The sequence below is a fragment of the Pseudoselenomonas ruminantium genome, from assembly GCF_900113715.1.
GTDB classification, from domain to species: domain Bacteria; phylum Bacillota; class Negativicutes; order Selenomonadales; family Selenomonadaceae; genus Selenomonas_A; species Selenomonas_A caprae.
Genome location: NZ_FOQK01000010.1, coordinates 24954 through 50461 on the forward strand (window position 1 = coordinate 24954; position 25508 = coordinate 50461).

The following is a 25508-nucleotide window of genomic DNA, read 5'->3' on the forward strand; positions in this document are numbered from 1 at the left end:
TTCCGGTATAACGGTCACCTTGACCGATGAAAATCAACAATCGATCTCTTTCATATTGAAAGGGCTGACGGATCTAACGGCGGCCAAAAACATCAAGCTGATAAGCGGTAATACAACAACCACTCTGTCCACACTAGGCTCACCACTCCCCGTAGGTCTCAGTTATAATAAAGATAAGACAGTCCTTATCGTATCATCAGCCTATGCACAAGACATACTCAATACCGCTGATTACAGTGCCACCATAAAGACCATCAATGCACAGAACGCTTTCAACATAACTATCTCTGGAAACAGCAATGCAAATACAATCTATGGCGGTGCTGGTAATGATACAATCTATGGCATGGCGGGCAATGATTCCATTTACGGCGGTAAAGGCGACGATATTCTCCGCGGTGGTACTGGCAATGATGTTTTCTATTACGCAAAAGGCGATGGCAATGATATCATTGAAGGTTTTGAAGCCGGCAAAGATAAAATACGCTATACAAGCGGCAGCTTAAGCAAAGCAAAAATCGGTATTACAGATGTTTCCCTCTACAATGGTAATGGATGCCAGATTTTGACAAAAATGTCCCAAAAGGGCCAATATGCGGATATTATCGGTACAGATGGCAAAACCACACGCCACAATTTCGGTAGTTATACGGCAAACAATACCTGGAACTATATCGCCGGGCAAGGTTTTCATGGCGGGAAAGCTAAAATTGATACGTTAACCGTTACTGGCGGAAAATCCTACAACATCAATTTAGCAGATGCCTCCCACTATACCAGTATTGACAAAGTTGATGCCTCTAAAGCTACCGCCGCCATGACCATTACCGGCGGTGAAGAAGCCAATACTCTTATTGGCGGTAATAAGAATGATCTCATCAAAGGCGGAGCAGGCAATGATTCCCTTTATGGCGGCAAGGGCAACGATACACTTTACGGCGGTTCTGGCAATGACACATTCTATTATGCGCAAAACGATGGCAACGATACCATTGCAGACTTCGCGGCAGGCACGGATAAGATCAGATATACCAGCGGCAGCCTGAGCAAAGTGCTGATTTCTGGCAACGATGTCCTGCTCTACAACGGTACAGGCTATCAGAAGCTTTCCGGCAAAGCTGTCAAGGGACAGTATGCTGATATCATCGGCACCAACGGCAAATCTGTACGCCACAACTTTGGTAAAAATGCCACCGCTAACAACTGGAACTATAGTGCAGGACAAGGGTATCATGGATCCACCAAAACAGATACCTTGATCGTCACAAGCATAACATCATATAATATCAATTTAAGCAACGCTTCCCTTTATACCAGTATTGATAACGTAGATGCTTCTGAATCTACAGCCGCTATGACTATCACTGGCTCATCCAGCGCTAATACGATTGAAGGCAGTAAAAAAAGCGATCTCATAAAAGGCGGTGCCGGCAACGATACAATCAAAGGCGGTGCTGGAGATGATACGCTTTATGGCAATGCCGGCAAGGATGTGCTTTATGGTGGCAAAGGAAAAGATATTCTTTACGGCGGCACAGAAAATGATACGCTGCACGGTGGAAAAGGCAATGATACGCTTTATGGCGAAACTGGCAACGATACCCTTTATGGCGGCAAAGGAAATGACATACTTTATGGCGGTGCTGGCAACGATGTCTTCTATTATGCCCGTGATGATGGTAATGATACCATCAAAGACTTCGAAGCTGGCAAGGATAAAATCCGCTATACCAGTGGTAAGCTAGATCAAGTAAAACTTGTCGGCAAGGACGTCTTACTCTATAACGATATAGGCTATCAAAAATTGATTGGCAAAGCCACCAAAGGACAGTACGCGGATATTATCGGTACCAACGGAATCTCTGTCCGCCATAATTTTGGCACAAACGCCATGGCTAATAATTGGAACTATACAGCTGGACAAGGATATCACGGTTCATCAAAAATCGATACGCTAACCATCACGGGAACAAAGTCACAAAGTATAAATTTAGCCAATCAGTCACTTTATACCAGTATCGACAATGTGAACGCTTCTAAAGCCAAAGTTGATATGACCATTCGAGGTACAGCTAGTGCCAACACCCTTATTGGCGGCGCAGGCGATGATACCCTTATCGGCGGTGCCGGAAATGACAACCTGCAAGGTGGCAGCGGCGACGATGAACTCTATGCACAAAGCGGGAATAACACCCTATATGGCGGAGCCGGCGATGACACGTTAAAAGGTGGTACTGGAACAGATATCCTTCGCGGCAACACGGGTAATGATATTATCTTTGGCGGCAAAGGTGTAGACAAAATCCAATATTACAAGGGCGATGGTAACGATATCATCATTGGTGCCAATAAAAAAGATGTCCTTTATCTCTATAACATTTCCAACATAAAAACGCAGGCAAAATTTACTCTGGTAGGCAACAGCCTTGTCATGAACTTTACCAACAACAAAAACGACACCATAACATTGAGCTATTGGAGCACCACCGGTATGAACAACTTCGTAGTAGGCGGCAAAACCTACCACCTCAATCAAACCAATGGAAAAATATCTGTAAAATAGGACAAAAAGGGGCTTCCTCGCTTGAGGAAGCCCCTTTTTTATATGCTTGCATGAAGATGTCACCTACCTGCAAGCTGCTATCGTTCTTTAAATCTATTCTTTATCAACTGGATTCTCTTTCTCACGCTCCAACGCCTCAACAAGCCCCGCCAGCAAAAATGACTTTCCCTGCCCCCACTCAGCCTCCAAACCAAGTGTGGTCACCCTTGGATTCTTCACATACCCGAGCAGCCGCGCCAAGTCATCCTCCCGCTCCAAAAAAAGATTACGAGACTTCCATGCGGGTACGCGTTTATTATTTTCCGTACGATATGCCAGATACTTTATCCCTTCCACTAAAGCAGCAATCAACAATCCTAAACCAAGGAACGGAAAAAGAATACGCCCCCATGAAACAACCCATTCCCACTGCTCCGGGCTCATATCCTTGAAAGCAACTACGCCAGCCTTCCCACATAAACTACCAACCAGCAATACTCCCCCCATGCCATATAAGGGAAGATTCGTTACCGTAGCAGCATTTACCCATAACAACAGAACCAGCAGCACAACCGCAAAAATATAGACAGGAAAAATTATCCCCGGTACCCCAGCACCGATAAAAATCGCAACAATAAACAAAGATAAAAATCGCTTTACCACACTTGTCACAAAAAACGCCCCTATCCTATAACACCCCAAAGAATCTTAATTTTATTATAAAATGTACGGCTAAGCTCATACAAGAACAATCTGTCTGAAATGCCATGCAACTACCAGCATGTATACACAATGTTCGCTAGAATTTATGTTCCCTTTATGATAGAATGTATGTGTGGGGAATGTATGTTTTTTACTGTGTAGATAGCCTCTGCATATTGCAGAGGCATCCATCATTATCTATAATAAAGAAAGGAAGGATTTTCATGGAAACGGCACATGTATACGCTTCTCGCCCCTATGATCCCACCAACGATTTGCTCTTCAAATTCGTCTTTGGACGTGAAGAACGAAAAAACATCACGCTCCAACTCATCAACGATATCCTCGGGCGTGATGGCGATGATGCCTTTGTCGACCTGCAATTCCGCAATACGGAATTCTCTCCCGAAAAACAATCTGACAAACTCGGCAGGCTCGACATCTTCGGTATTCTCAACGATGGCAGCCGCATCGATATCGAGATGCAGGTAATCAATCGGCGCAACATGGAAAAACGTACTCTTTTCTACTGGTCACATATGTATCTCCATTTCGATACGCTCCGTTCTGGCGATGACTACGGTGCACTGAAACCCGCTATTTCCATCAATATCTTGCGCTACAATTTCCTGCCACAGGACAATCCCCATGCAGCCTATGTCCTCTATAATCCTAAGACACAGCACCGTCTTACAGAGGATTTAGAAATACATTTCCTCGAAATCCCGAAATACAAGAACAAGCCCGTACAATCCATGGATCGAATCGAAAAATGGCTTGCCTACTTTGCCAATAAACTCGACGAAAAAGAAAAGGAGGAACTTGCGATGAAAGACACCGCCATCAAGGATGCCATGCAGGCATCTGACCGCTACATCATGGACGACGCCGCCTATCGGGAATACATAGCCCGCGAATCCGCCATCTGGGACTACAATAGCGACCTCAAGGCCAATCTCGCCGAAGGGCGTGCACAGGGACGTGCAGAAGGACGTGCAGAAGGGCGTGCGGAGGGACGTGCGGAAGGGCGAATGGAAGAGCAGGAACGCATGGCACTTGACATGCTTCGTGACAATATGGATATCAACTTAATCATGAAATACACCAAGCTTTCCGCAGAGCGCATTGCCGAACTTGCAAAAACAATTTAACAGAAACCAATAACTTAAAGAAAGGGCTTAGCCACACGCGGCTAAGCCCTTTTTTATGTTCTTTCAGTACGCATCCCGTCCAAGCACGACCCGCACGGTCTTGAATAGTATCACGATATCTGTCCACAGATTCCAGTTCCGCACATACCACGAGTCCATCTTCAGCCGGCCGCTGAACTTCACATTGCTGCGGCCACTGACCTGCCAGAGGCCCGTCATGCCCGGCGTCGTCATGCAAATGACTGGCATGTACTCGCCGATATCTTCCCGCTCGCGCGGCAGATATGGCCGTGGCCCGACCAGGCTCATATTGCCCTCGAGCACGTTGAAAATCTGCGGCAGCTCATCGATGCTGTACTTGCGGATGAACCGTCCGACCTTTGTCACGCGCGGGTCCTCGCCGCGCAGCTTCTGGAACTCCTGCCACTCCCGCTGCGCCTCAGGATTCTTATCCAAATAATCCCGCAAGATCGCATCGGCATTCACATACATCGAACGGAACTTATAGCAGCGGAATGTCGTGCCATCCTTGCCAATACGCTCCGCATTGTAAAACGCCGGCCCATCCGAATCCATCTTGACCAGCACATACGTCACCACAATGATAGGCAGGATACAGACAGCAATCAGACTGCCAACCACCAGATCAAAAGCACGCTTCAACAGACGGTTTGACATGCGGTTCAGATTGTTATGCGTGCGCAGCACCAAAAGCTGGTCATCAAGACTCCGCAACGCCTTCATATTGCCGATCGGCACACCGAAAAGATCCGGGATCAGCGACACATGCTTCGTATAGGGCTGCACCTCATAGAAAAGCTTGATTGTCTGGGCCTTCGACAGCCCTGGCACCGCCAGCAGCACCTCGTAGACTGGATGCTCACGCAGCACCTGTTCGATATCAGCAAAACCTCCCAGATGCGGATATTTCTGCAGCAGCGGACGCCGCGGATTATCCTCCACGAAACCAACGATATCAAACCCCGAACCAAACGCCTTCACGAACTTCTCCGCTGTCTTGCCAGCACCAATGATAACAATCTCTGATTTCCATAACCCCAGCCGGCTGAACACAGCCCGCAAAAAATACCGCTCAGTATACAGCCCCCAAAAACTCAGCAGCCAAAACAGCAGCAAGAATGACCGGGATAATGGCGTCTCCCCCATATGCAGCAGGAAATCTGCCAGTACAATCGTAATCACCGCATAGCCCGATGCCTTGAAAATCTTACGTGCATGATCGGCAAGAACTCTCCGCGTCCGGTAGAGATCAGCAAACAAAAGATTTGACATATAAAGCACCGGCAGCAAGACTCCCCAGCTGCGCGGCATCCCTAAAGGCTGTTCCAGCACCTGCGATACCAGCAGCATCGCCGCCATCATCGTACCATACACCACCAGCAAATCTGCAGCAAATAACGCAACCGGCAAAATGAAATAATTCCACTTTCCCCCTGACAATAAACTGGTATTCGTTTCTCCCATAAAAGCAAAACCCGTCCTCATAATAAAACCATTCCTTGTATTCAATGCTTTTATTATATCAATTTGCAGTGCGTTTTACAATTAAATATACACTGTAAATTGCATCATCCGCTTTATGCGATCTGCTGTCTGAAAGGATTGCTGCACAAAAATGGCAGCCACCTAACGTGACTGCCATTGAAGTTTCCCTATTTATTAACGAGAGATGCTGACTTTGCTGCCAGAAGTGCTGAGCGTATGCAGACGGTGGCTGCTCTCGTTGCCATAGACCACCTGGAACGACTGACCCTGTTTCCAGTTCGTGAAACGTGTCTCCATGCTGCTGCCATAAATCCCAACCGTCAACACGCTATTTTTAACATTCGCGTAAATCTGGTTGATATTGGCGACATTCTGCAGATAGAGGATATCGTTTTTCTGCATGTTATTGATGACATACTTACCACTGTTCGCATGCATGTAAAGAACATCCCGCCAGGATCCGCACGTAATATATCTCTGATCCTTGAAATAATACGTTTGGACTTGTCTATCGCCGTTGTAGTACCGTAAGCTGGTCTTGGCGCCATTGGCCGTCTGTAAACCAATCCATTTGCCATACCCACCGCGAATGGTCAGCGTCTGCTTGCCGCCAGCCTGAATCGTGACCGTCTTGGCCGATGTATTCACATTACTGGTATAGGAATTGCTGTCATAGAGACGAATCCAGTCTTTTGCCGACTCGAAGTTATCGACCGTTACCTTGCCATCGCCCTTGCCAAAGTAGAACGTATCGACGCCATTGCCGCCCACCAGCGTATCATCACCGCCAAAGCCGCGCAGCGTACTGCCCCCTTGGCCAGCCACCAGCCGGTTTGCCTTGCTGTTGCCATAGAGCGTGACCGCGCGCGAAGTCCTGCTGGCATCAATGGTCTGGATGGTCGGACGGTAGGCATTCGCCTCAACCCGGCCCGAAAAGCCGGATGCCAAATTTACCCTCGTATAATTAGCCGCATAGGATGCGCCCTTCGGCAGCGCCAGGAAGTCTACACGCCGCGTCGTGACTTTATTCTTCGCATCCTTGAAGCGGAATATCTTACCCGCACCACCAATCACTTTGATGCTGCCCTTGCCAATCGTAAACGTCACATCACTGCCATAGACCGTCGTCTTGCTGATGGCTCCCGAGCCAATCTGGATGATATCCTTGTTCGACTCATAGTTGCGGATGACATCAGCCCCATCGCCATTGGCATAGTAGAACGTATCCACGCCTGCACCGCCGTAGAGCGTATCATTGCCACCAAAGCCGCGCAGCAGACCGCCCTTGGCACTGGCATAAATCGTATTGGCATTTGCGTTGCCATAGATCGTAACGGCCTGCTTCTTCGCGCCACGGGCATCGATGTTACGAATAGAGCTGCGATATGCCCGGGCATCAAAGCTCTTATCGGCAAAAGCAGCCGACAGATTTACCTGCGTATAGTTAGCCGCATACGCCGCCCCACGGGGCAGCGCACGGAAGTCTACGCGCCGCGTCGTAACCTTGTTCTTCGCATCCTTGAAGCGGAAGGTCTTGCCAGCACCGCCAATCACTTTGATGCTGCCCTTGCCGACCGTAAACGTCACATCATTGCCATAGACCGTCGTCCCGCTGATGGCTCCCGAGCCAATCTGGATGATATCCTTGTTCGACTCATAGTTACGGATGACATCAGCCCCATCGCCATTGGCATAGTAGAACGTATCCACGCCTGCACCACCATAGAGCGTATCATTGCCGCCAAAGCCGCGCAGCAGGCCGCCCTTCTTGCCCGCATAGATGGTATTGGCCGCCGCATTGCCATAGATATTGACCCCCGCATTTGCGGCCCGGCCATCAATCGTACGGATGGACGGATTATAGCTGCGGGCATCAAACGTATTCTTTGCTGCTGCCTTGAGCGTCACAGCCGTCTGGTTTGCATTATAAGCTGCCATAGTCGGCAGTTTTTTATAACCTTTGATGGTGCGGACTGCCTTGTTGCCTTCTTTGAGCAGTACATTCTTCGTCGTGCCATCGACGATACGGATGGAGCCCGTGCCCACCTTCAAAAGCAGGTCATAGCCCGAAACCTGCGTCGTAACAGCCCCGGAGGCTACCTGCACAACATCGACGCCCGAACCATAATTGCGGATGGTATCATTGCCATCCCCATTGGCATAGTAGAACGTATCCTTGCCACTGCCGCCATAGAGCGTATCGTTGCCCGTAAAGCCGCGCAGCGTGCCACCCTTATTGCTTGCATAGAGTACATTGTTTTCCGCATCGCCATAGACATTCGTCGCATGCGTCACAGCCCGTGCATCGGCATTCCGCACGAACGGAGCCTCCTGGCGCAGGTCAATGGTATTCGGCGTAAACCTTGCCCCCAGCGTCACCGTCTGGCCCGACTTATCAAACACCTTGGCCGCCGGCAGATTTGCCGCCTGCGCCAGCTGCTTTGCCAGATAACGAAGGAAAATATAACCAGCCGCATACGTATCCGAATGATACGTATCCGTTGCCGAATCATAAGTCGTCTTCGGCTCCAGCAGCTTCGACCACCAATCGCTGGCCGTATGCGCCTGGAACACATGATAAATATTGCCAGTACGTGCGTCATCGATACCATGAACCAGCTCGGCCAAGCCTTCCTTTATCGAGGCCGGCAACGCCCCATGATTGTTGATGGTTGATCTCATAACTGCATGAACCAGCTCATGCGTCAATGTACGGTCAAAATACTCTTCATAATATTGATTCTGCGGATTTTTTACATTTTTCATGATTCCATTATAATTGATAGAACCATCTTTATTAAAGTCCACGATTTGCATATGATCCAGATTGATACTGAGCACCAGCTCTGAACTGCGCTGTCCATCCCCTACACAAGCCAACATTCCATCCCACCGGGCCTGCGTCTCCGATGCCGGCTTCGTGAAACGGATATGAATATCTTTTATCTTAGATCCCGCCTCATCCAGGCTGATACCATAGGAATCACGGATTACCGCCAAAGCCTTATCAATCCACCAACGTTGAATCAAACGGCACATATGAACCTGCGCAGAAGTCAACGATTGCGGGTTATCCACATGAAAATTAACCCCTTGCACCGTATACAAAGAATTCCAATACGTATTCGTTGACGCAATATCGGGAATCACGCTTTCCGCCGTCTTGGCCACCGTACTGCCACCTGCATCAAGGCCGCTGATGGCTCCTGTATCGTTATTATGCAAATCAACATCGCAATACGTCTTCAAAAAACTATCGATACGCGTCTTATCTGCATTCGTCCCCAAAAGGCCACTCGCATCACGGACAAACGCCGCCCAAACCGAGCGCATATTATAAAAACGTCCAGCCGATGCCGCGCGAATCGCCTCATCGACCGCAGCAATCCCCTGCTGCGACGTATCATCCAGCGACTTCATAAACTTCTTGATGACACTCTGCGCAGTCTCCATATACATCCAATCCTTTCTCCATGCATCTTCTGCACCATCCATCCTGTAATGGCACAGCCTTCATCTTTCCTCCCCCATTTTACCATGCACATGGCGCAAAAACAACGCTTTCCCACAGAGCTTATCCAATAATCCCCTGCAAATACTAAGCAAATATCTGCGATTACAACCATTCTCGTCTGGAGCCAACCTGGTGTATACATTTAAGCTATATAGAATTTATGTTCGTATTGTGTTATAATTTGCTTACAAAGAACATGTTTTCGTACAAACTTTTCTCTTGCCGGCCAAAAATGTTTTTTCTATAATATAAAGAAAGAAGGGACTCTCAAATGACTACGAGGCAGAACTCCTATCTCTTTGCAGATCTCAGCGAACGCAACTACAATCCGATGAACGATGTCTTGTTTAAATTCATCTTTGGTAAAGAAGAACGCAAAACAGATTACCATCGACTTCCTCAATGCCGTCCTGCAGCATGATTTGCAGCATCCGATTCAGGACATTACCTTCACCCAAACCGAAATGTCCCCCGAAAATGAATCGGACAAGCTCACACGCCTCGATGTTACCTGCGTCCTCGACACCACCGAACAGGTAGACGTCGAAGTCCAGGTCGTCAACCACAAGGACATGGCACGACGGACCCTATACTATTGGGCGCAGCTCTACCTGATGTCTCTGCCCGCCGGCAAACACTATCGGGATCTAAAACCATCCATTACGGTAAACATCCTAAAATTCAAACTGCTCCCACAGGCTAATCCCTACTCTATGTGGAGTATCTATAACCAAGAAACCGGCGACCGGCTCAATAAAGACCTGACGCTACATTTCCTGGAAATCCCCAAATACGCCAAAAAACCCATCGCCGAAATGACAAAAATGGAACGCTGGCTGGCATACTTTGCCAACCAGCTCGATGATAAAGAAAAGGAGGAACTGTCCATGACTGATGCTGCCATCCAAAGTGCCATGAAAGCCGCGCGCATATTCCTGAACAACACCGAGGAACGCCGCCGCTACATCAACCGTGAAATGTCCATCATGGACTACAACTCCGACCACGAAAATGCACGCGCCGAAGGACGTGCTGAAGGCGAACGCAACATGGAGATTACCATCGTAAAACGCATGCTTCTAAAGCATAAACCACTGAATGAAATCATCGATGTTGTTGCCTGGCCAAAAGAAAGAATTCTTACCTTTGCTAAAGAAAATAACCTTTCCATCCCCGAATGATGAAAACATCAAAAGAGAGACTTGCCTGAAAATCAGCATCCAAGTCTCTCTTTTTCTTACCACATAATCCCCTTCAAATACTCTGCAAAATCTCCCCCAAGATCCGGACGGCGCAGAGCATACTCCACCGTCGCCTTCAAAAAGCCCAGCTTATCCCCGACATCATAGCGAATCCCTTCAAAATCATAGGCATACACCGGTTCCTGCCGTGCTAATACCCGCAGAGCATCCGTCAGCTGTACCTCACCGCCTTTGCCCGGCTGCGTATTCTCCAGAATGTCAAAAATCTGCGGCGTAATCACATAGCGCCCCAGCACCGCCATTCGGCTCGGCGCTGCCTCCACCGCTGGCTTCTCTACCATATCCTGCACCCGCAGCAACCGCGGATTATCCGTGGCTGTACCATCCACGATACCATACGCAGAAACTTTTTCCTGTGATACCAGCTGGCAACCTAAAACAGAGCCGCCAGTCGCCTCATAAATATCCATCAGCTGCCGCAGCGCAGGAGCTCTCCCCGGCTCACTATATACCACATCATCGCCAAGCAGCACCGCAAACGGCTCACCGCCCATAAAAGCCCTCGCACACAAGATGGCATCACCTAAACCGCGCATCTCCCGCTGGCGGATATAATGAATCTTGATGGCAGCTGTCTCCTGTACCAGCTGCAGCAACGCATCCTTGCCTTTACGCTCCAACTCCATCTCCAATGCCGGTGCCGAATCAAAATGATCCTCGATCGCCCGCTTCGCATGACCGCTGATAATCAAGATTTCCTCGATACCACTAGCCAACGCCTCCTCAACGATATACTGGATCGTCGGCTTATCCACAATCGGTAGCATTTCCTTCGACGTCGCCTTCGTCGCCGGCAAGAAACGAGTACCGAATCCCGCCGCTGGAATTACCACTTTACGAATTCTTTTTCCCATAGTCCATAACAATCTTTTCGCGATACGCATTTACTGCGCATATTCCAATACGGTCCTAGCATCATACATTTCTGTATAGTACTCCTGATAACTACCACTAATGATATGCTCCCACCACTCACGATGTTCCAGATACCACTGCACGGTCTTCTTGATGCCATCCTCAAACTTCGTTGCCGGGAGCCAGCCGAGCTCCTCATGGATCTTTGTCGGATCAATCGCATAGCGGCGGTCATGCCCTTTGCGGTCTGTAACATGCTCAATGAGTTCTTCGCTCTTTCCTAGCTCCTTCAGGATGGTCTTTACTACATCGATATTGGCACGCTCATTATGTCCGCCAATATTGTAGACCTCACCAACCTTGCCCTTGCGGACAATCAAATCGATAGCCGCACAGTGATCCTCAACATAGAGCCAGTCTCGGACATTCAAGCCATCTCCATAAACAGGCAGCTTCTTATCCGCCAGAGCATTGATGATCATCAGCGGAATAAGCTTCTCAGGGAAATGATACGGCCCATAGTTATTCGAGCAGCGCGATATCGTCACCGGCAGCTTGTAAGTCCGATGGTATGCCTGCACCAGCAAGTCTGCGCCCGCCTTTGATGATGAATATGGACTAGACGTATGCAGTGGGGTCATCTCCGTAAAGAACAAGTCCGGCCGATCCAGTGGCAGATCACCATAAACCTCATCCGTCGATACCTGATGATAGCGCTGGATGCCATATTTGCGGCAAGCATCGAGTAAGACACTCGTCCCAATGACATTCGTCTGCAGGAAAATCTCGGGATTCTCGATTGACCGGTCAACATGGGACTCAGCCGCAAAGTTTACGACAACATCCGGTTGCTCTGTCTCAAACAGCTTATAGATAGCCGTACGGTCAGCAATGTCTGCTTTGACGAACTTAAACTGAGGCTTCTTCTGTGCCTCAGCCAACGTCTCCATATTCCCGGCATAAGTCAGAGCATCCAAGCAGATAATCTCATCTTCTGGATGATTCTGCAGTTCATAGTAGACAAAATTCGAGCCAATAAATCCAGCGCCACCTGTTACGATTATCTTCATTTAACAATTCTCTCCATATACAAATTGATTCTTGCTATCAGTCAATGTTGGGCCAGTCGTGTCCTTCTCACTGAGAACCGGCTCAATGCCTGCCAATAAAGTTCCCCAGTCGACATTTACCTCTGGCGCATCATAGCGCATACCGCCCTCAGACTCCTTGTTGTACACATTGTCGCATTTGTAGCGGAACTCCACATCATCCGTCAATGTCAGGAAGCCATGCGCAAAGCCTCGCGGAATAAGGAACTGCCGATGATTCTCCGCACTAAGTTCCACCGAAACCCACTTGCCAAAGGTCGGGCTTCCCTTACGGATATCTACGGCTACATCGATAACACGGCCCTTTGAGCAAGATACCAGCTTCGCCTGAGCATACGGCGGTTTTTGCCAATGCAGACCGCGAAGTGTCCCCTTCTGCGCAGAAAAGCTCATATTATCCTGCACAAAATCATTCGTGATACCTAACGCCTCATACTTTGGCTTATTGTAAGTTTCCGTGAAAAAACCACGATGATCACCGAACACATCCGTCTCGATAATCAAAACACCTTCAATACTTGTCTCAATAACCTTCACGTTACGATGCTTCCTTATTCCCGAATCATGCGAATCAGATATTTGCCATACTCATTCTTCAACAGCGGCTGTGCCAGCCTCTCAACCTGTGCCGCATCGATATATCCCATACGATAGGCAATCTCCTCGATACAAGCAATCTTCAGCCCCTGCCGTGCCTGAATCGTCCGCACAAAGGAAGCCGCATCCAAGAGCGACTCATGCGTCCCCGTATCAAGCCAAGCATAGCCACGGCGCATCTTCTCAACCTGCAGCGTGCCACGCTCCAGATAAACCTTGTTGACATCGGTGATTTCCAGCTCACCGCGGGGCGATGGCTTGATGGTCTTGGCAATATCAACAATATCCTTATCATAGAAATACAGTCCCGTGACCGCATAGTTTGACTTCGGCGCTATCGGTTTCTCCTCTAAACTCAAAGCCTTGCCTGCTGCATCAAACTCCACCACGCCATAGCGCTCAGGATCAGATACATAGTAGGCAAACACCGTTGCGCCCAGCTCACTGGCAGCTGCCCGCTGCATCGCCTGGGATAAATCCGAACCGTAGAAGATATTATCCCCCAGCACCAAAGCACAAGCATCGCCATTGATGAACTCTTCACCAATCAGAAATGCCTGGGCAAGGCCATCCGGACTTGGCTGGATTGCATATGAAATGTGGATACCGAACTGACTGCCATCCCCTAGAAGATCTACAAACAAATCCTTATCAGCAGGATTCGTAATAATCAATATATCATTGATTCCTGCCAGCATCAGCGTACTAAGCGGATAATAAATCATCGGCTTGTCATAAATTGGCATTAACTGTTTTGATACAACCTTTGTTAAGGGATAAAGACGTGTGCCTGATCCTCCTGCTAAGATAATTCCCTTTTTTATCGGTTGTTCCATAACTACACCACCCATCTACATTCTTAAATCAAAATAATCTCACATACGAATTTTCGCCAGTAGTTCTTCCGTTTTGTCCTGCAGCAACCCCTTGTTCTGACGCGTCTCAACATTTAATCGAATCACCGGCTCAGTATTTGATTTGCGCAAATTAAACCGCCATTTATCATACTCAACCGATAACCCATCAATTTTCATAACATGTCCTTGCGGACCGTATTCTTCCTCAATGCGCTCTAACACCTCATCTGCATCCTTAACCCTGCTATTGATTTCACCAGAGCACGGATACTGCTCGATACGTTCCTTCATCAACTCAGATAGCGACTTGCCTAACTTAGACAAAAGCTCCAATACTAATAGCCAAGGAATCATCCCGCTATCGCAATACGAAAAGTCGCGGAAATAATGGTGTGCACTCATCTCGCCACCATAGATTGCATTTATTTCACGCATCTTCTCCTTGATAAATGCATGCCCACTCTTCGAAACCACTGGTGTTCCGCCATTCTTTTCTACTAGCTCAACCGTATTCCAAGTAAGCCGCGGATCGTAGATAATTCTCTCGCCAGGATACTTTTCCAGAAACGCTTGTGCCAAAAAGCCAACCATATAGTAACCTTCGATGAAGTCTCCCTTCTCATCAAAGAGGAAGCACCGATCAAAATCACCGTCCCAAGCTACACCGACATCAGCCCCTGACTCTCGCACTGCTTTTGCCGTTGCCTCACGATTCTCTGGCAACAGTGGATTGGGAACACCATTAGGGAAATTTCCGTCAGGTTCATGATGAACTTTTACCAGTTCAAACGGCAGATATTTCTCCATCACATCAAGGATAGGGCCCGCCGCACCATTTCCCGCATTGACAACTACCTTTAGCGGTTTCAGCCTAGACACATCCACGTATGACAAGATATGCTTCACATACTCTTCCGTAATATCCAGCGTTTCGATTTTTCCGGGCGCTGCATCCGATGCAGCTAACGCTCCCTCAGCCACCAGCCGCTCCAACTCACGCAACCCTGTATCTCCAGAAATTGGACGTGCCCCTTTACGGACAAACTTCATCCCATTATATTCCTTCGGATTATGGCTGGCTGTAATCATGATACCACCATCTAATCCTAGATGCGCCGTCGCGAAATAAATCATCTCTGTTCCGCACTGACCAATATCAATAACATCACACCCCGATTCCATAAGGCCACGAGAAAGCGCCGCCTGAATTGACGGCCCCGACAATCGGATATCATGCCCAACAGCAACCTTTTTGGCGGAAAACAATATCGGAAATATCCGTCCAATACGATAGGCAATCTCCTCATTGATAGTATTCGGATAAATACCGCGAATATCATAGGCACCAAAGGCCTTCGTACAATAACTCATTAAACCATTCCCTTATCTTGTTAACGCTCTGCCCGCATTGGATTCTCTAAGAAATCCTTATATGCCAGACGAATACCATCCTCTAACTCTGTCCGATACTTCCAGCCTAATTTTTCTGCCTTCGACACATCAAGGAGTTTACGCGGCGTACCATTGGGCCGTGTCGTATCCCAAAGGATCTCACCCTCATAGCCAACAACCTTAGCTACCAGTTCCGTCAATTCCTTAATGGACAGCTCCTTGCCCGTACCAGCATTGACCGTTTCATTCCCACTATAGTTATTCATCAGGAACACACAGAGATTGGCCAAATCATCTACATACAGGAATTCACGGAGAGGCGAGCCATCCCCCCAGCAGGTAACAGACTGCAATCCCTGCTCCTTCGCCTCATGGAAACGGCGAATCAAAGCAGGCAGCACATGGCTATGCGTCGGATGATAGTTATCATTAGGCCCATAGAGATTCGTCGGCATGACGGAGATATAGTCTGTACCATACTGCTTGTTCAAAAACTCACAGTATTTAAGTCCCGAAATCTTGGCCAGCGCATAGGCCTCATTGGTTTTCTCCAGCTCCGAAGTCAGCAGGCATGATTCTTTCATCGGCTGCGGTGCCATACGCGGATAAATGCAACTGGACCCTAGGAATTCCAATTTCTTGCAGCCATTTTTCCAAGCCGCATGAATCACATTCATCTCCAACATCATGTTGTCATACATAAAATCAGCCAATGCCTCGCTGTTGGCTACGATACCGCCCACCTTAGCTGCCGCCAGGAATACATACTCGGGTTTCTCTTGCGCAAAGAACTCATTCACAGCCACTTGATCGATAAGATCCAGTTCTTTATGCGTGCGAGTAATGATATTCGTATACCCCTGCCGCTCAAGCTCGCGGACAATTGCCGATCCTACCATACCTCTGTGACCAGCTACATAGATTTTTGCATTTTTTTCCATCATTATGATACGCCTCTTTATTCCCACTTGATTTTATCCGCCTTGGAAATGGCCTCACCCAACTGGACTTCCATAATAGTCATACGGCTCTGCGCTGTGACCTTGTGCTTGCACCCTACCGGCAGCTCGACGATATCGCCAGCCTTGACCATACGTTCCTGTCCATCCAGCAAAACTGTCCCCTCACCACTGACGATATTCCATATCTCCTGACGATGCGCATGGCTATGATAATTCATGCCATGCCCTGCATTCAGTGTCACTTTGATAGTCAGACTGTCTTCTTCCACATCAATGATTTGGAAACTGCCCCAGGATTTCTCTGCGAACATTACCTGCTGCGTAAGATTTTCCACATAGGGCTTAATATGGCTTGATGACTCTTTATCTGCCACCAATATCCCCTCAGGACTGGCAGCCACAACAAGATTCTTGGCCCCCATCACGAGTATCGGCACATCCAGTTCATTGACCACATGAGTATCTGAGCAGCTGTCATCCATAGTCACCTCGCCAATGGACGGCTCATGCATGATTTCCGTCAAAGTATTCCAAGTGCCAAGATCCTTCCATTCCCCCGCATAGCGAAGCACGCCAATACTATGCTCCTTCTCCACCACGGCATAGTCAAAGCTGATTTTCGTCAGATTGCCGTAGTTCTCATACAGATCCTCATACCCCTTGAAATCCAGCAGCTCATGCGCTTTTTCCAGCACATAGCCCAGCCGATAAGCAAAGACACCACTATTCCACAAAGCGCCTTTTTCGATATACTCAGCAGCTTTGACTGCCGCAGGCTTCTCTTTAAAAGAATCCACCTTACTGATTTCATCTTTTGATGTAGGCATGATATAGCCATATTTCTCGCTAGGATAAGTCGGCTCAATGCCCATCAGCATAAGATCTGCCGTGCCCTGCGCCGCCAGCTCCGTCAAATGCTGTACCGCTTTGTAATAGTCCGTGGACACATAAGGATCAACAGGACAAACTGCCACCGCTTCATCCAGTCCTACACCTTTCACATCATGAAGATAGGCACTTACCAGCACAATCGCCGGAAAAGTATCCCGGCGGCAAGGTTCTACCGAAATATCCACTGCATCGCCGAGCTGGTTCTTTAGCGTCGATACCTGTGCCTTAGAAGTAGCCACCGTTATATCTGCAGACGCATCCACCTTGCGGATTTGCCGGAATACTCGCTGTGCCATGGATATATACGCTCCATCCACCTGCGGAAACAGCGGGATAAACTGCTTTGAGCGGATATCGTTCGACAGCGGCCAAAGGCGCTTGCCCGAACCGCCAGATAATAATACGATATGCACTTACTCCCGACCCACTTTCTCCATATCATGCTTCACCATAATTTCGACCAGCTCTTCAAACGTCGTCTTAGTCGGATTCCAGCCCAGCTCCTTCTTGGCTTTGGTAGGATCACCCCAAAGATTGACAACATCCGTCGGACGATAAAAGTCCGGGCTCACCTCGATGACTACCTTGCCCGTAGCCTTATCGATGCCTTTTTCTTCCATACCTTCACCGCTGAACTCCAACTCAATGCCCGCATGATGGAAGGCCAGCTGGCAGAACTCACGAACAGAATGCTGTACCCCCGTAGCAATAACAAAATCCTCCGGCGTATCATGCTGCAGAATCAGCCACATGCACTCAACATAATCCTTGGCATAGCCCCAGTCACGCAGACTGTCGAGATTACCGAGATACAGTTTCTCCTGCTTGCCCTGTGCAATGCGGGCAGCTGCAAGCGTAATCTTGCGCGTGACGAAAGTCTCGCCGCGACGCTCCGACTCATGGTTGAACAGGATACCCGAGCAGCAGAACATATCATAGGCCTCGCGATACTCCTTCGTAATCCAAAAACCATACTGCTTGGCCACAGCGTACGGAGAATACGGATGGAACGGCGTATTCTCGTTCTGCGGAACCTCTTCAACCTTGCCATAAAGCTCCGACGTTGATGCCTGATAAATACGGCAGGTATCCTTGAGTCCGCAAAGGCGAACAGCCTCGAGGATGCGAAGAACACCCGTAGCATCCACATCTGCCGTGAACTCCGGTGCATCAAAAGAAACCTGTACATGGCTCTGGGCTGCCAGATTGTAAATCTCATCGGGACGCACTGTGCTGATGACAGCCATAAGCCCCATCGAATCCCCCATATCGCCATAATGCAAATGGAAATTCGGCAGCCCCTCCAGATGCGCGATGCGTTCACGATACTCTACCGACGAGCGGCGAACAATACCATGCACATCATATCCCTTATCCAGCAAGAACTCTGCCAAATACGAACCGTCCTGACCAGTAACACCAGTAATCAATGCTTTTTTCATCATTATTCCTCCATAAATAAAAAAGTCCCGCTGCCAGAACAGCGAGACTGATATCGTGCAATCGCCCTAGGCTATGCACTATTTTTCCATATTCTCTTCTCGTTTTTAATTCACATTCTTTGGCGAAACTTGCACAATCTTGGCTTTTTACTTTTCCGCCTACTTCCAACGTTTCCTATACTCCCGTGGCGAGATTCCCTCCATATCTTTGAACACACGGGACAGATACTGCTCCGAAGAAAAACCAGTCTTCTCTGCAATCTCAGCCAGTGTATTATCCGTGAAGCGCAGGAACTCCTTGATTTTGCGGATACGTACCGTTGAAAGATATTTGATAGGCGATATCCCCATCACGCGATTAAACATATGCCCTAGATACGTTCGCTCCATAAAAAACTTTTGCGCCAGGCTCTCCAACGTGATGCGCTCCATGTAGCTATTCTCAAGGAATAATCGTATCTCCTCCACACGCCCCCATGACTCCGAGCGCCTATCTTCCCAACAATCTTCCATTACCTTCTCCAGTAATGTCGATAGTATGGTATTGATACTCATATCACGCACATAGGATGCCCCCGCCGCCGTCTCATAAAGCTGCTGCAGACAGCCAATATACGCTGCCACATCAGCCACAGCAAACACAGGCTTACCGGAACGAGTCAAAAACTTGTGATACACCGCTAATAGCGCTGGCCCATCAAAATGAGCCCAGTGAATCGTCCACAAGTTCTCATCAGTACTATGTGAATACTGCCGCGAACAATCAATAAAAGCAGCCTCGCCTGACTTCAATCTATATTCTGTTCCATCTACCGTAACAGCACCTGTTCCTTTTTCCACCACCAAAAGTAAAAATCCGCCTAAATTCGTCCTCCTGGAAGTATGTGGCTTTAACGCCGTAAGACTCCCCGTCTCCGCCAAATGCAATAACGATACCCGCGCAAAAAGAGAGGGCGTATACTGAATTCGTTTTGTTCGAACAGTCAGCATCCTAACCTCCCAAAAACTTTTACACACATCAGAGAAGCTCTCTCTAGCACCTTGATTTCCTATAAATACACCGGACACAATATACTTCCATAGTTGCTAGATTCAACTTTGGAAGTATATTGTGGCAACCAATGTATAAACCGCCCTCGTCGGTTCCCGACTTGCATTCGGGGCAAGTACGCAACAAGGCGGGAAGATATGCCGCCCTATTTCAACCAAACAGAAACGAACGGTGAACACACGTACTGTTAAGCAAATAAAAATGGCCCGACGACATGTCTTAAAGTTGTCATTTTTATACAAAACTATTAAGTTCCATTTCACGTTTGAAGTCTTATAACATAGTTATATAATTAGTATATTTAAGCTCATATCCCAATTCATTAACAATTACAGGACGGATTTACAATCTAAGTGCAACATCACATAGCGTAAAATAAAATAACGCATAGACCTCTGGTATAATGGTGTTTGCGACAACCCATTTCCAGGAGGAACTATGCGTCATTACGAACATCTTACACTATATGAGAGAGAAAATCTACTATTTCTTAGGGCCAAAGGCTATTCCATCACTGCCATAGCCGAAAGTATGTGGCGAAACAAGGGAATCATATCCCGAGAGCTTCGCAGAAACTCTGTTGGCAGCCAGTATATGCCAGTAGTGGCACAGCACCAGTATCAGGCACGCCGTGCTTATTGCAAGCCCCATAACAGGTTGGAACACACCAGCCTCTTGGAGCTTGTAAAGCACAAACTACTCGAATGTCAGTGGTCTCCAGAGGAAATTGCCAGACGGCTGAGAGCCGAATATGGCCAGTATGTCATAAGCACCACGACCATATACCGTGCGATATACAGCGGATGGCTGAACGCCCAAAAAGCTTTTACAGCAAGTGTCATAAAGAAATTGAGGCACCGTGGCAAGCGCAAGAGGAAACGCTCCGCTGAGGAGAAGCTTGGCAAAATCCAGATTAGCCACGATATTACAGAACGCCCGGCAGGAGCCGAAAACCGTTCAGAAATAGGGCATTGGGAAGCTGACACCGTTGTTGGCCAGCAAGGAAAGCCTGCCTTGTAACCCTCGTCGACCGAAAGAGCCTCTACCTTATGTGCGGCAAAGCTGACAAGAAAAATGCTCAGGCCGTAAACAGGACAACGATCGACTTGCTTCTTGGTGCCACAGCTCTATCGGTAACGCCTGGCAGGGGCAAAGAATTTGCCCGTCATGCAGATGTGACAGAATACCTGGATGGACTGCCATTCTATTTTCCGCAGCCTCACCATCCGTGGCAGAGAGGCTCCAACGAGAATACTAACGGCTTGCTTAGAGAATATTTTCCAAAAGGCAAAGATATAACAACTATCTCTGATGATTACATACAGAGAAAAGTGGCTATGATGAACTTACGTCCAAGGAAATGTCTTAACTACAAAACACCATATGAGGTTCACTTTTCAAAGGTGTTGCACTTGACTTGACAATCCGTCCCATAATATATTGAGTTACATTGCGTTTAGAAGGATTTTTTCTTATAGTCGATTTGCGATTATTTTCAGAAAAACTTTCACAACCACCTTAATCTAAACCTCTAAGGCTATACCTATTCCTTCACCAACGTTAATGGTACAGAGCCAAGTATATGTGTCCCAAAACAAAACATACAGAAATGTTCTGTCTGTGACTCAATACCTGTACCACTTCCTTACTGACAACATAGCATCATATTTCACCCTGTTTGATTTTAATTTACATATAATTCCCTTTCATATTGCTGATTCCATAAAATTTCTAAGTCTCCCCTTCCTATTCATAACTTATCTAATCATTGTTTGCCACACTCCAAGACAGTATCGCAGATTACATCAACATCCTTCAATGCCAAATCCGCATATAATGGCAGGGTTAATACATTTCGGCTCATATGCAAAGCCACAGGAGTTTTATCCACATCAAAAGCATTATGGAAACATTCAAACGTATTCGTCAATGGATAGAAATATTTTCTTGCACCAATTCCTTTTTCAGCCAAAGCGTCCACCACTTCGCTGCGCGTTGCTCCAAACAACTTCGGCGTGAATATGACAGGGAAATATGCATAGTTAGGCTCTACATCCTTCTGAATCGGATTCAGTTGCAGACCTTCCACTCCATCCAAGCGTTCCCGATAACGTTCTACAACCTTTTTACGCTTAGCAATCTCTTCATCCACATGTCGCAGATTGCAGAGTCCCATAGCCGCGCAGAATTCATTCATCTTGGCATTTGCCCCCACAGCATCCACCCGCTCCGGACCACGGATGCCAAAGTTCTTCAGACGATAAAGCTCCAACCCGAATTCCTCATCCTTGAAGCAGGCCGCGCCGCCTTCAATGGTATTGAAAACTTTAGTCGCATGGAAGCTGAAGCAGGATACATCACCAAAAGCAGCGGTACTCATACCTTTATACTTCACGCCAAAGGTATGAGCCGCATCATAGATGACTTTGAGCTCATATTTCTTGGCAATCCGCTCAATCTCTTCCACATTGCAAACGTTGCCATACACATGCACCGGCATAATTGCACAGGTCTTATCCGTAATCAATGATTCCAGCTTCTCTACATCCATCGTAAAATCGACGGGATTGATATCACAGAATACCGGCGTAAGCCCATTCCGCACAATTGCATGTGTCGTGGAAGCAAAGGTAAATGGTGTCGTAATTACCTCCCCCTGCAAATTCAATGCCTGCAAGGAAAGTTCCAATGCCATATGGCCATTAGTAAACAAATCCATATGTTCAACACCGAAATATTCCTGCAGTTCCTTTTGCAGCTCCTTATGCTTCGCCCCCATGTTGGTAAGCCAATGCGAATCCCATATATCTTTTATTTCATCTACATATTCTTCCATTAATGGCATAGAAGACCTCGTAACTAATATATTATTTTTCATAAAAATCTCCATTCCTATTTCTCACTCATTATTTAACGAAAATATGCAGCTAAATATTTATCAACATCTGCAATATGCTCTTCATAATCATCTCTTTGACATTCCAAATATACTTTTTCCCCATCTTCTCGCACAATTTTACAACCTAATCTCAAAGAAATTCTTTGGCTAGCTTTATTGCCTTTTAAAGCACTGTACTTTAGCTTTTTAGCTTTTTTCTGATCAAACAAATAATGATAGCAAAAAGTCACCATAAGCATCCCAAAATGCTTGTGCAAATCCTCTTCATGGAATAGATAATATCCCATGCTTTCATATTCACCATTTTCCAGCGGAGTAAATGAGACTTTACCGATAGCTTTTCCATCATAATAAACAATGTACTGTTTTCTTTGCATAGTGGGATATTTAGCTAAAAAATTTGCATGTCCCTCGCGAGTAAACACCATATTATCTACAATGTTATTCAATACAAATGACTGATTATGATAATCAAGAATAGCCCACTGCATATCCTCTGATTCAGCTGATAAATCTACCATTTTCATCTTATCATAAGGTGGACTATCATAGATAATTTCTTTATCATTCATAATATTTCCCTTATCTTTTTCACAATATATTCCATTTCTGTCCTACCATAACGCTGGTCAATGGGCAATGGAAGTACATTTGTCGCCAGTTCATATTCCCATGTACCTGCTTGGACATCTTCCAAAACATTAGGCCATAAGCATGGCACATAAATTTTTTCCTTAATCATTCTTCTACGAATACTTGCACCTTCATCCAGTAGCAAAGGATAGCAATATCCCCCTAGTGTACTTTTAATATGAAGTTTATTTATTCCAGCAAATTCTCTATTTAGCAATTCAAAATTCCTTGTGCGTTTTTCAGAAACCTTCTCATAATCCACACCATGCAATAAATTCTGTGTCAGTGTAGACATTCGCTTGATTCCCTCACTGGCAAAAATCTTATTATTGTCTATATACTCCTGATAGAATTCTGAAGCAGTCCGTTCATAGCGTCCCAAAAGAAAATGCATCCTCGTAAAAGATTCATCAAGTGGTAAATCCATATCCAATGTCACATCAGTATATAGCACACCACCATCCGCTACGCCAAAAAACTTGCGGCATGTATAAAGCGTATCAACACCTGTAACTGGTGCTGCAAAATAAGCTTGAGCATTATCTACAATAATATGCTTATATTTTTCTTTAAGCATCAAAATTTGTTCTGCCGATACTTGTCCATAAAAATTTACAATATATACATATGCGTCTTCAGCCGCCTCCAAATTACACGGCAACCAATCTTCGCCTAAATCATATTGACGTACTTCCGTGCCAATTTTCAAGCAAGTATCCCTTACAGAACTACAGCAAAACCATGGCAGGTAAATTAGCGAAATATTTTTTGCACGCAACAGATATTCCAAGCAGCTTCTCCCAGAATTTAACAGGATTCCATCTGCATACTTCATTGGACGATCAAATCGCTCAAATTCGATATATCCACCTAATTCCTGCATATCTTCTCTCATATGTTCTGCCCCCATCACTCTACATTTACTTGTACCAAATCCCCTAAATCATCTAATATATTTATCATCTCCTGCTGATTTGCACAATGCCAGATAATCGTCCCTAATGATTCGTTTGCTCCTGTAAATGCTCTAACGAATTCATTATGGCTTACCCATAAATCAATTTCATGAATCTTATCCCTTACCTTAGGTGCTATATCTAAACAAACAAACCTGCCGTTACGCCGACTATGAATAACACTCAGCCCCCATACTCCATCGTATTGTGGTTCTGACAGTTCAGTAACAGCCATGCCCAGACTGCCCTTTACTGCTCCCATAATAATATCCTGTCCTGTTGCCAGACGCTGAACCTCGGCCAATCTATTTCCACCAGCTCGAGGTGAAACTTCCATAATATAGACCTTGCCATCCTTCCCCACACGTGCCTCGATATTATATATGGTCGTTTTCATCCCTAAAAGCGATATCAACCGCTGAATTTCTCTTTTAAGCTCTAACTGCACACTTTTAGCTGCATTTGTGGGCCAAAAGTTTGCACCTGGCGCAAACGGATTGGGTGCTGACACATCAAACCATTGACTGTCCAAACAAAAATATACCAGCTGACCATCAACAGAAAAACTATCCCCTGACATGGCATAACCAACATTTTCGATAAATGTCTCCACAATACATTCATCGGTTAGAGATTTTTCCCTTGCATAATCAAAAGCACTTTTAAGCTTTTCTCTATCATCAACGCGGCTAACTCCTTTGCTTCCTGCTGAATCCACAGGCTTAACAATAACCGGAAAATCCCACTCATCCATATCTTTTTCTAATTCTGCAAACTGCTTATAACTCTTCGCTTTAGGAACATTAAACTCATGTTCTTGCAAAAAAGCGCGAAACAGCCCCTTGTTTTGTAAGATACATACAGATTCATAGGGACTAGTAGGCAATCCCATTTGTTCAGCCACATAAGCAGCCGTAACCACACCGGGATCGGTTGCATAAGACATAATTCCATCAATTTTTAATCTCTGTGCCAATTCCAGGACAGCATCTTTATCTATAATGCTTACATTATGATATTCATCTGCAAATTTATGAGCATAATTATCCGGCAGATAATCACAGGTAATAACATAAACACCTAATTCATGTGCAGCTTTTATGGCCGGCAATAAATATCGTGAACCACCTAAAAGCATCAATTTTTTCATACTAAAATCCCCCTGACATTCATATAAAATATTTTGC

The 25508-nt window shown here is 46.6% G+C and carries 19 protein-coding genes and 1 pseudogene; 4 read left to right on the forward strand and 16 right to left on the reverse strand.

Features of this window, described 5'->3' with window-relative positions; all coding sequences use genetic code 11:
- The first annotated feature begins 19 nt into the window (after nucleotides 1–19).
- The gene (locus BM181_RS06625) at nucleotides 20–2563 is read left to right on the forward strand and encodes a hypothetical protein (RefSeq protein WP_143092127.1); all 2544 of its coding nucleotides are present in this window, start codon (nucleotides 20–22) and stop codon (nucleotides 2561–2563) included.
- Nucleotides 2564–2656: 93 nt separating this feature from the next.
- Here BM181_RS06625 and BM181_RS06630 read toward each other — a convergent pair whose 3' ends face one another.
- Entirely contained in the window at nucleotides 2657–3214 is a 558-nt protein-coding gene (locus BM181_RS06630; RefSeq protein WP_075443190.1) for a P-loop NTPase fold protein, read from the reverse strand.
- 254 nt (nucleotides 3215–3468) lie between these two features.
- Here BM181_RS06630 and BM181_RS06635 point away from each other — a divergent pair, with 254 nt between their 5' ends.
- Nucleotides 3469–4395 carry an Rpn family recombination-promoting nuclease/putative transposase gene (locus tag BM181_RS06635; protein ID WP_075443192.1) on the forward strand — a complete coding sequence of 309 codons (927 nt, stop codon included), beginning with the start codon at nucleotides 3469–3471 and terminating at the stop codon, nucleotides 4393–4395.
- Between the two features lie 63 nt (nucleotides 4396–4458).
- Here BM181_RS06635 and wbaP read toward each other — a convergent pair whose 3' ends face one another.
- Together wbaP and BM181_RS06645 are read right to left on the reverse strand one after the other, a co-directional pair.
- The gene (gene wbaP / locus BM181_RS06640) at nucleotides 4459–5880 is read right to left on the reverse strand and encodes an undecaprenyl-phosphate galactose phosphotransferase WbaP (RefSeq protein WP_177207174.1); all 1422 of its coding nucleotides are present in this window, start codon (nucleotides 5878–5880) and stop codon (nucleotides 4459–4461) included.
- A gap of 195 nt (nucleotides 5881–6075) precedes the next feature.
- Complete coding sequence (locus tag BM181_RS06645) at nucleotides 6076–9360, reverse strand: calcium-binding protein (protein ID WP_177207175.1); 3285 nt, start codon at nucleotides 9358–9360, stop codon at nucleotides 6076–6078.
- Nucleotides 9361–9774: 414 nt separating this feature from the next.
- On the opposite strand from BM181_RS06645, the gene BM181_RS06650 reads away from it, so the two are divergent.
- Complete coding sequence (locus BM181_RS06650; RefSeq protein WP_218150101.1) at nucleotides 9775–10596, forward strand: Rpn family recombination-promoting nuclease/putative transposase; 822 nt, start codon at nucleotides 9775–9777, stop codon at nucleotides 10594–10596.
- Nucleotides 10597–10652: 56 nt separating this feature from the next.
- On the opposite strand, the gene galU is transcribed toward BM181_RS06650, so the two are convergent.
- The 9 genes from galU to BM181_RS06695 all read right to left on the reverse strand — a co-directional run bounded on the left by galU (nucleotide 10653) and on the right by BM181_RS06695 (nucleotide 19772).
- Nucleotides 10653–11531 (reverse strand): UTP--glucose-1-phosphate uridylyltransferase GalU, encoded by an 879-nt coding sequence (gene galU / locus BM181_RS06655; protein WP_075443196.1) that lies wholly within the window; start codon nucleotides 11529–11531, stop codon nucleotides 10653–10655.
- Nucleotides 11532–11561: 30 nt separating this feature from the next.
- Nucleotides 11562–12602, reverse strand: a complete 1041-nt coding sequence (gene rfbB / locus BM181_RS06660) for a dTDP-glucose 4,6-dehydratase (RefSeq protein ID WP_075443198.1) — start codon at nucleotides 12600–12602, stop codon at nucleotides 11562–11564.
- Nucleotides 12603–13178: a dTDP-4-dehydrorhamnose 3,5-epimerase gene (rfbC, locus tag BM181_RS06665; RefSeq protein WP_075443200.1), complete on the reverse strand. Its 576-nt coding sequence runs from the start codon at nucleotides 13176–13178 to the stop codon at nucleotides 12603–12605. It lies immediately after the preceding gene.
- 14 nt (nucleotides 13179–13192) lie between these two features.
- Nucleotides 13193–14074 (reverse strand): glucose-1-phosphate thymidylyltransferase RfbA, encoded by an 882-nt coding sequence (gene rfbA / locus BM181_RS06670; protein ID WP_075443201.1) that lies wholly within the window; start codon nucleotides 14072–14074, stop codon nucleotides 13193–13195.
- Nucleotides 14075–14113: 39 nt separating this feature from the next.
- On the reverse strand, nucleotides 14114–15466 hold the full coding sequence (locus BM181_RS06675; protein WP_075443203.1) for a phosphohexomutase domain-containing protein: 1353 nt from the start codon (nucleotides 15464–15466) through the stop codon (nucleotides 14114–14116).
- Nucleotides 15467–15486: 20 nt separating this feature from the next.
- The gene (locus tag BM181_RS06680) at nucleotides 15487–16431 is read right to left on the reverse strand and encodes a GDP-L-fucose synthase family protein (RefSeq protein ID WP_075443205.1); all 945 of its coding nucleotides are present in this window, start codon (nucleotides 16429–16431) and stop codon (nucleotides 15487–15489) included.
- 14 nt (nucleotides 16432–16445) lie between these two features.
- The gene (locus BM181_RS06685) at nucleotides 16446–17753 is read right to left on the reverse strand and encodes a sugar phosphate nucleotidyltransferase (protein WP_075443207.1); all 1308 of its coding nucleotides are present in this window, start codon (nucleotides 17751–17753) and stop codon (nucleotides 16446–16448) included.
- Complete coding sequence (gene gmd / locus BM181_RS06690) at nucleotides 17754–18782, reverse strand: GDP-mannose 4,6-dehydratase (RefSeq protein ID WP_218150103.1); 1029 nt, start codon at nucleotides 18780–18782, stop codon at nucleotides 17754–17756.
- A 159-nt stretch (nucleotides 18783–18941) separates the two neighbouring features.
- The gene (locus BM181_RS06695; protein WP_075443211.1) at nucleotides 18942–19772 is read right to left on the reverse strand and encodes an AraC family transcriptional regulator; all 831 of its coding nucleotides are present in this window, start codon (nucleotides 19770–19772) and stop codon (nucleotides 18942–18944) included.
- 499 nt (nucleotides 19773–20271) lie between these two features.
- On the opposite strand from BM181_RS06695, the pseudogene BM181_RS06700 reads away from it, so the two are divergent.
- Nucleotides 20272–21254, forward strand: a pseudogene (locus BM181_RS06700) (IS30 family transposase).
- A gap of 344 nt (nucleotides 21255–21598) precedes the next feature.
- Here BM181_RS06700 and BM181_RS06705 read toward each other — a convergent pair.
- From BM181_RS06705 to BM181_RS06720, 4 genes are read right to left on the reverse strand one after another with little or no spacing between them, the layout of a single operon-like run.
- The gene (locus BM181_RS06705; protein ID WP_256211313.1) at nucleotides 21599–22723 is read right to left on the reverse strand and encodes a DegT/DnrJ/EryC1/StrS family aminotransferase; all 1125 of its coding nucleotides are present in this window, start codon (nucleotides 22721–22723) and stop codon (nucleotides 21599–21601) included.
- A 20-nt stretch (nucleotides 22724–22743) separates the two neighbouring features.
- Nucleotides 22744–23304: a GNAT family N-acetyltransferase gene (locus BM181_RS06710; RefSeq protein WP_075443213.1), complete on the reverse strand. Its 561-nt coding sequence runs from the start codon at nucleotides 23302–23304 to the stop codon at nucleotides 22744–22746.
- The gene (locus BM181_RS06715; RefSeq protein WP_218150102.1) at nucleotides 23301–24260 is read right to left on the reverse strand and encodes a hypothetical protein; all 960 of its coding nucleotides are present in this window, start codon (nucleotides 24258–24260) and stop codon (nucleotides 23301–23303) included. The genes BM181_RS06710 and BM181_RS06715 overlap by 4 nt, the downstream gene beginning before the upstream one ends.
- Before the next feature lie 14 nt (nucleotides 24261–24274).
- The gene (locus BM181_RS06720) at nucleotides 24275–25471 is read right to left on the reverse strand and encodes an ATP-grasp domain-containing protein (RefSeq protein WP_075443215.1); all 1197 of its coding nucleotides are present in this window, start codon (nucleotides 25469–25471) and stop codon (nucleotides 24275–24277) included.
- Between the last annotated feature and the right edge of the window lie 37 nt (nucleotides 25472–25508).

Bases quoted from the DNA above. Each gene is read 5' to 3' on its own strand.
- BM181_RS06635 (WP_075443192.1), top strand. From the start codon at position 3,469: ATGGAAACGGCACATGTATACGCTTCTCGCCCCTATGATCCCACCAAC.
- wbaP (WP_177207174.1), bottom strand. From the start codon at position 5,880: ATGGGAGAAACGAATACCAGTTTATTGTCAGGGGGAAAGTGGAATTAT.
- BM181_RS06645 (WP_177207175.1), bottom strand. From the start codon at position 9,360: ATGTATATGGAGACTGCGCAGAGTGTCATCAAGAAGTTTATGAAGTCG.
- galU (WP_075443196.1), bottom strand. From the start codon at position 11,531: ATGGGAAAAAGAATTCGTAAAGTGGTAATTCCAGCGGCGGGATTCGGT.
- rfbB (WP_075443198.1), bottom strand. From the start codon at position 12,602: ATGAAGATAATCGTAACAGGTGGCGCTGGATTTATTGGCTCGAATTTT.
- rfbA (WP_075443201.1), bottom strand. From the start codon at position 14,074: ATGGAACAACCGATAAAAAAGGGAATTATCTTAGCAGGAGGATCAGGC.
- BM181_RS06675 (WP_075443203.1), bottom strand. From the start codon at position 15,466: ATGAGTTATTGTACGAAGGCCTTTGGTGCCTATGATATTCGCGGTATT.
- BM181_RS06680 (WP_075443205.1), bottom strand. From the start codon at position 16,431: ATGATGGAAAAAAATGCAAAAATCTATGTAGCTGGTCACAGAGGTATG.
- gmd (WP_218150103.1), bottom strand. From the start codon at position 18,782: ATGAAAAAAGCATTGATTACTGGTGTTACTGGTCAGGACGGTTCGTAT.
- BM181_RS06695 (WP_075443211.1), bottom strand. From the start codon at position 19,772: ATGCTGACTGTTCGAACAAAACGAATTCAGTATACGCCCTCTCTTTTT.
- BM181_RS06705 (WP_256211313.1), bottom strand. From the start codon at position 22,723: ATGGAGATTTTTATGAAAAATAATATATTAGTTACGAGGTCTTCTATG.
- BM181_RS06710 (WP_075443213.1), bottom strand. From the start codon at position 23,304: ATGAATGATAAAGAAATTATCTATGATAGTCCACCTTATGATAAGATG.
- BM181_RS06715 (WP_218150102.1), bottom strand. From the start codon at position 24,260: ATGAGAGAAGATATGCAGGAATTAGGTGGATATATCGAATTTGAGCGA.
- BM181_RS06720 (WP_075443215.1), bottom strand. From the start codon at position 25,471: ATGAAAAAATTGATGCTTTTAGGTGGTTCACGATATTTATTGCCGGCC.